Source organism: Xenophilus azovorans DSM 13620, from assembly GCF_000745855.1.
GTDB classification, from domain to species: Bacteria; Pseudomonadota; Gammaproteobacteria; order Burkholderiales; family Burkholderiaceae_C; genus Xenophilus; species Xenophilus azovorans.
In genome coordinates this window covers 159,378-165,995 of sequence record NZ_JQKD01000012.1, presented here as the reverse complement: position 1 = coordinate 165,995, position 6,618 = coordinate 159,378, and the positions used below count along the sequence as shown (strand labels likewise).

Annotated in this window: 5 protein-coding genes; 2 read left to right on the top strand and 3 right to left on the bottom strand. The window is 74.4% G+C overall.

Going from position 1 to position 6,618, the window contains the following annotated elements; translation table 11 throughout:
- From Q392_RS09510 to Q392_RS09500, 3 genes are all read right to left on the bottom strand, one after another.
- A partial coding sequence (locus Q392_RS09510; RefSeq protein ID WP_038205395.1) for a Bug family tripartite tricarboxylate transporter substrate binding protein occupies positions 1-408 on the bottom strand: 408 nt, incomplete at its 3' end.
- A gap of 44 nt (positions 409-452) precedes the next feature.
- Positions 453-1,811: an alpha/beta hydrolase family protein gene (locus Q392_RS09505; RefSeq protein WP_038205379.1), complete on the bottom strand. Its 1,359-nt coding sequence runs from the start codon at positions 1,809-1,811 to the stop codon at positions 453-455.
- Positions 1,811-4,564, bottom strand: a complete 2,754-nt coding sequence (locus tag Q392_RS09500; protein WP_038205377.1) for a tannase/feruloyl esterase family alpha/beta hydrolase — start codon at positions 4,562-4,564, stop codon at positions 1,811-1,813. The genes Q392_RS09505 and Q392_RS09500 overlap by 1 nt, the downstream gene beginning before the upstream one ends.
- A 125-nt stretch (positions 4,565-4,689) precedes the next feature.
- Here Q392_RS09500 and Q392_RS09495 point away from each other — a divergent pair, with 125 nt between their 5' ends.
- Positions 4,690-5,607, top strand: coding sequence for a LysR substrate-binding domain-containing protein (locus Q392_RS09495; RefSeq protein WP_038205374.1), 918 nt, complete (start codon positions 4,690-4,692; stop codon positions 5,605-5,607).
- Positions 5,604-6,617 carry a Bug family tripartite tricarboxylate transporter substrate binding protein gene (locus Q392_RS09490; protein ID WP_038205372.1) on the top strand — a complete coding sequence of 338 codons (1,014 nt, stop codon included), beginning with the start codon at positions 5,604-5,606 and terminating at the stop codon, positions 6,615-6,617. Before Q392_RS09495 ends, Q392_RS09490 begins: the two co-directional genes overlap by 4 nt.
- The last annotated feature ends 1 nt before the right edge of the window (position 6,618 follow it).

Genomic DNA, 6,618 nt, shown 5'->3' with positions numbered 1-6,618 from the left:
GTTGGCTTCCAGCTGGGGCTTGCCGATCAGCGTCATGGGCACGTCGTTGATGATGCCCAGGTACTCGAAGTCGGTCTCGTAGTTGTAGGTGAGCTTGCGGTACAGCACCGGGGTGGTGGCCATGCCCACGTGGGTGACCAGCAGGGTGTAGCCGTCGTTGCGCGCGCGGGCGACTTTGGCGGTGCCGATGGTGCTGCCGGCGCCGGCGGCGTTGTCCACCACGATGGTGGTGCCCAGGGCTTTTTGCATGGCCTCGGCCAGGTCGCGCGCGACCTTGTCGGTGGGCCCGCCCGCGGCGAACGGCACCACGAAGGTGATGGGCTTGCCGTCGGGGAAGGTCTGCGCCTGCGCGCCGAAGGCGGACAGGGCGAGGGCGGCGGTCAGGGGAAGGAGGCGGATCGGGGACATGGAAGGAATGGCTCCAGGTTTCAAGGAAGAACGATGGACGGGCGTCACGGCGCGCGCGGCGGCACGCGGTGCTCGATCGGCTGCGGCCGCCAGGCCGGCTGCAGGTGGCAGCCGCTGGCGCTCTCGCCGGTGAAGCGCGGCACCTGTGCCGCGCAGCGCTGCGCGAGGCTGTCGGGCGAAGGCTTCTCGCCACGGTCGATCCAGTCGAGCATCGCGTCGAACAGCGCCGGGTATTCGGGATCGCTCAGGTAGCTGTGGCTGCGCTCGGTCGAGAACGCCTGCACCAGCCGGTCGGCGGTGCCGGCGGCCTCGCGGATGCGGCGGTAGCTGTCCTCCAGCTCGACGAAGGCGGTGGGGTCGTCGATGGCGTGCAGCGTGACCGTGGGCAGCGCGGTGCGCCCGGTGGGCAGGCTGTCGGCCGCGAGCGCGCCCTGCGCCTGCGGATCGGCCGCGTAGCGGGCCACGCCGGCGTTGAGCGCGGCGGCCTCCTCCGGCGCCGCGGCGTAGGTCACGCCCACGTTGCCGAAGGGATTGCGTCCGCCCAGGCGCTTCTGCACCACGTCCTGGAACAGCCAGGTGCCCCAGTTCAGGTGCGCGACCAGCGTGCGCTCGGGGATGCGCACCGCGGTGAGGATGGTCTTCAGCCGCGCGGCCTGCGCCGGCGTGCGCTGCGCCGCCGGCAGGCCCACGCCGGTGCAGGCGCGCACGCGCTCGGCGAGTTCCTTGCGCGTGAGCGTCGAGTCCGGCGGCAGGCCCTGCCACAGCGGGTACTGCGGCTCGTCCGCGGCCGGGTGGTTGCGGCACACGTACTGGTAGACCACGCGCAGGTCGAGCCGGAAGTCGTAGGCCGTGTTGCCGCCGCCGAGCACGCCGCTGGTGAGCACCAGGCCGTCGTAGGGGCTCTTCGCGCCGCCGGCGGGCGCGTACAGCTCGGCCGCCTTGGCCGCGACGCCCGCACCATAGCTCTGACCGTGCAGCAGCGTGCGCCGCGGCGTGCCGAAGTGCGCCACGAAGATGCGCCGCAGCCGCTCCGTGTCCTCGGCGGCCATGGTCACGCCGTAGCCGCCGCGCCGGTAGGTGGAGCCGGCCCAGGCGTAGCCCGCCTTCACCGTCACGGCCCAGCGCTGCAGGTCCTCCTCGCTGCGCTGCGGGCGCGGCGGCCCGGTCTCGGGCCCGCCGTGCGCGTGCATCACCAGCACGCGGTTCCAGTCCTTCGGGATGGCGATCCAGTAGAAGGCGCCCTGCCCGTCCGCGCCGGTGTAGCAGCGCGCGTCGGCCGGCACCGCGGCCGGGCAGGTGGCCGGCCGTGGCGCGGAAGGCGCAGCGGTTCGCGCCGCGGCGGGCAAGGCGAGTCCCGCGGCCGCGAGGGCCGCGGCGAATGCAAGTCTGCGAGGCTGGGTCATCAGTGACGTACTCCGATTTCCAGTGCCGCGTTCGCGCCGGGGTCGGACACGAAGCCGAGGACACCGCTGTTGTAGATGAGGTGGCCGGGCCGTCCGGCGTCGGCCTGCGCCACGCCGGGCGCCGGCACGTCGTAGCTCAGCGACGCCGTCGCGCTGCCGAGCTGCAGGCTGCTGCCGGCGACGGCGGCGTCGCGCTGCTCGCCGTTCACGGCGGCCACGACGTAGGCGCCGTCGGCCGTGCCGGCGATGAGGCTCTGCTGTTCCGCGACGAGGCGCATGCCGGTGGTGCCGCCCGGGTCGCGCACCAGGTGCAGCGGCACCGGCTCGCCGTTGACCAGGCCGATCACCATCGAGCCGGTCAGCGTGCCGCCGGTGGTGGTGGCGCTGCCGGTCGGCGAGGTGGTGAACAGGTCGAAGGCGCCGCGGGCGGTGTTGTAGGTGATGTAGCCCTTCTCGGTCTGCGTGCAGTCGGCGTCGTACACCATGAAGCCAGTGCCGCCGGGATCGCGGCAGTACTGGAAGGTGCCTGCGTTGCGCAACCGGCCCGCGGCAGCGTAGGCCGCCGTGCCGCCGGCGTCCTGCTGCACGCCCACCGCGTTGAAGATGTGCGCCACCGGGTTGAACACGGTCGGCGAGGCGGCGTTCTCGAAGGTGTTCTGGAAGGCCAGCAGGGGTGCGAAGCCGCCGCCGGCGGCCGCGCTCACCCCGCCCAGCAGCACGCCGCCGGGCGCGAAGGTGAACAGCGCGCCGTCCTCGCCGCTGGTGTAGCTGCACTGCCCCTGCTGCGCCAGCGTGCCGCTGCGCTGCGTGCCGGCGGCGCGCTGCGCGCTGGCGTCGATGGTCACGGTGTAGGCCAGGGTCGCGGGGTCGATCTGCACGCGCAGCTCCTCGCCGGCCGTGTTGCCGCCCTTGTAGGTGGCGGGCGAGGCGGGCAGGCTCGGGCAGGCCAGCGGATCGCCCACCTCGGTCACGCAGGCGTAGTTGACGGCCGCGTCGAGGCTGCCGCTGCCGCGGTACTTCGGCCAGGCCGGGAAGCGGCACAGCGGGCGCGTGCGGCCGAAGCTGCCGGCCACGGTGTCCATCGCCACCGGCGTGGCGGGCGCCAGGCCCTGCTCCACCCAGGCCTCCAGCGCGGCCAGCGAGTCCCAGCCGGGGATGAACACGCCGGTGCCGTGGCCCATGCCGGGCACGGTGTAGAAGCGCACGTGCTCGTCCACCGCCGCCTGGCCCAGCGCGGAAACCACGCGCTGGTAATAGTCGATGGTGGAGTTCGGGCTGATCACCTCGTCGGCCAGGCCGTGCAGCAGGATGAGCCGGCCGCCGCGCGCGAAGAAGGGCGCGAGGTTCGGGTCGCCGGCATCGGTGAGCGCCGACACCTCGGTCACGCGCGCCGCGTAGGGCCCCGGGTCGAGCGGGTCGAAGCCGAGCGCGTCGAAGTTCTCGATGCGGGTGACGAAGTGCTTCACCCACTGGTCGCCGGTGACGTACATGTTGGCGTCGGCCGAGGTGGCCGGGTTCGCCGGCACCGGCCGCGTGCCGAGGTCGCGCGTGGTGTAGGGGCCGGCCACCAGCGCGCCTTCGAGCAGGTTGTAGCCGCCGGCGCGCGTCACGCCGTGGGCCAGCGCGTAGGTGGTGAATTCCAGCGGCGACTCGATCGCGCGCACGGTCGCGAGCTGCGCGTCCGACAGGCAGCCGTCGCCCGCGTCGGTGCCGCCGCTGCAGCGCAGCGAGGCCAGGATCTGCCCGTTGAGCTGGCGGCAGCTCTCCACGTTGCTCACGATGCCGTCGGCCGCGCCGTCCAGCCGGTCGCAGGCCTGCAGCACGGTGCGCTGCACCAGCAGCGTCTTGGCCACGTTCATCCAGCCCGCACCGCCGTTGGCGTACAGCGCGCGGCCCACCGCCACGTTCGACAGCCGCGTGCCCGTGTAGTTGAGCGCGGGCTCGTTGGCGATCACGCCGTCGTAGTCCGCCGGCCAGCGCTGGATGTAGGCCAGCGCGTCGCGCCCGCCGGTGGAGGTGCCGAGGAAGTAGGTCTTCTTCGGCGCGGTGCCGTAGTAGGCAAGCACCAGCGCCTGCGCCACGTCGCGCGTCTTCTTGAGCGTGAGGCCGCCGTAGTTGGCAAGCTGCTCGTCGTTGGCGGCGAAGCGGCCGTCGGTGATGCTGCCGGACTGATGGCCCGAATCGTCGCCGTAGGTGGCGTAGCCGAGCGCCAGCGGCGCGGGCTTGTCGGGCGGGCCGAAGCGCAGCGGCTCGGTGCCGTCGATGAGCCGGCCGTTGAAGCCGCCGCCGCCGAAGTGGATGGTCTTGCCGTTCCACTGCGCGGGCAGGTTGAGCGCGAACTGGATCGACTGCGCGGCCGGGTCCACCGACTGGATCGTGCCGCGCACACGGCAGTAGGCGCCCAGCAGGTTGGCCGGGTCGTCGACGGCCACCGGCTCGGCGCTCGTCACCGTGGCGCCCTGCGTCGGCAGGCCGATCGCGGACGGCGGCAGCGTGCGGCCGGCCAGCGACGCGCAGCTCACCACCGGCGGCGGGGGCGGCGGCGGGCCGACGGGCGGCTCGCCGTCGTCGCCGCCGCCCGGGCCGGGCTCCGCGCCCGGGCCCGCCGCCGGCGGCAGCGCGGGGAAGAAGGCGGTTCCGCCGCCCCCTCCGCCGCCGCATCCGGCGAGCCACAGGCACAGGCCCAGCGCGGCGCCGCCGGCGCGCAGCAGGGAAAGGGGATGAAGGGTGGCGTGGGAGCGCGCACGGCGCATGGTGTCTGTCTCCGGTATCGCGGCTGGCAGCCGCTCGTTGTGGAAGGGTCCGCGGGGGCGCACGATAGGAGCGGGGTGACATAGGGTCAAATAAAATAATCGGCCACTTTCGATATGAAAAAAGTATGGAGATAAGGGCGCTGCGCTACTTCCTGGCCGTCGCGCAGATGGGCCACATGACGCGCGCCGCCGAGCGGCTGGGCATCCAGCAGCCGCCGCTGAGCGTGCAGATCAAGGCACTGGAGCGCGAGCTGGGCATGGTGCTGTTCCGGCGCCATCCGCGCGGCGTGGCGCTGACCGATGCGGGGCGCGCCTTCCTCGGCGAGGCGCAGCGCCTGCTGCACGACATGGAGGCGATGCGCGAGCGCATGGCGCGCGTGGCGCGCGGCCAGGCCGGCATGCTGGCGGTGGGCTTCACCAGCTCGGCCGCGGCGCACCGCTTCATGCCGGAGGCGCTGCGCGCCTTCCGCCGCACGCATCCCGACGTGGAACTGCGCATCAGCGAGAACAACGCCGCCGAGATCACCGCCGCGCTGGCCGCCGGCCGGCTGCACTGCGGCCTGCTGCGCATGCCGGTGGCCGCGCCGCCGGGGCTGGTGTTCGAGACGCTGCTGCGCGAGCCGGTGCTCGCCGCCACGCCCAGCGACCACCGCTTCGCCGCGCCCGGGCGTTCGCGCCGGGCGCTGCCGCTGGCGCGGCTGTGCGAGGAACCGCTGATCCTCGTGCGCAGGCCCGGCGCGCCGGGGCTATACGCCGAGCTGCTGGCGCTGTGCCATGCGCGCGGCCTGCGCCCGCGCGTGGTGGCCGAGGTCGAACGCATGATGACCAACCTGAACCTCGTGGCCGCCGGCGTGGGGCTGTCGGTGGTGCCGGCCTCGATGGCGGGCGTGCACGCGCACGCCATCGCCTACCTGCCGCTGGCCGACGGCGGCGCGCTCGATGCGCCGCTCACGCTGGCCTCTCGCGCCGAGGAGGACAACCTGCCGGCGCAGCGCTTCGCCGGGCTGCTGCGCGAGCTGGCCGCGCGCGAGGTGCGCCGATGACGGCGGGGCCCGCGCGCCTGCCGCGCCGCACCGTCGCCGCCGCGCTGGCCGCCGCCGCGGCCTGCCCGGGCGCATGGACGCACGCGGCGGACGCGTCCGGCGAAGCCGCCTGGCCCGCGCGGCCGCTGCGGCTCATCGTGGTCTACCCGCCCGGCGGCGTCAGCGACGGCATGGCGCGCGCCCTGGCCGAGCCGCTCGCGCAGGCGCTGGGCGTGCCGGTGGTGGTCGACAACCGCGGCGGCGCCGGCGGCAGCGTCGGCCTCGCCATCCTGGCGCGGGCCCCGGCCGACGGCCTCACGCTGGCCTTCTCGGCGATCACGCCGCTCACGCTGCAGCCGCTGGTCGCGCGCGTGCCCTACGACCCGCTGCGCGGCTTCGTGCCGGTGATCGGCGTGATGCACACGCCGGTCCTGGTGGTGGGCACGCCGGCCTTCGCCGGCCGCGGCTTCCACGACCTGATCGACGCGGCGCGGCGCGCGCCCGGCGCGGTGCGCTGGGCCACCTCGGGCGTGGCCACCCTCGGCCACCTGGTGCTGGCGCAGGTGCGCGCGCAGAGCGGCACCGTCATCACGCACGTGCCCTACCACGGCGGCGGGCCGCAGCTCACGGACGCGCTCGGCGGCCAGTTCGAGGTGCTGTCGACCAACGTCGCGGCGCAGCAGCTGCAGTACATCGCCGAGGGCCGCCTGCAGGCGCTGGCGGTGGGCGCGCCGCAGCGCATCGAGGCGCTGCCCGAGGTGCCCACCCTGGCCGAGCTGGGCTACGAGCGGGCCAACCGCGATTCGCTGTTCGGCATCTTCGCGCCCGCCGGCACGCCGCCGGCGGCGGTGCAGCGCCTCAACCGCGAGGTGGACCGGCTGCTGCAGCAGGACGCATCGCTGCGCCAGCGGCTGCGCGAGTCCTACAACCTGCCCGCGGGCGGCAGCAGCGAACGCTTCGCGCGCGAGATCGCGGCGGACCGCCGGCGCAACCGCGCGCTGGTGGCCGGCGGGCGGGCCGTGTTCGAGTGAG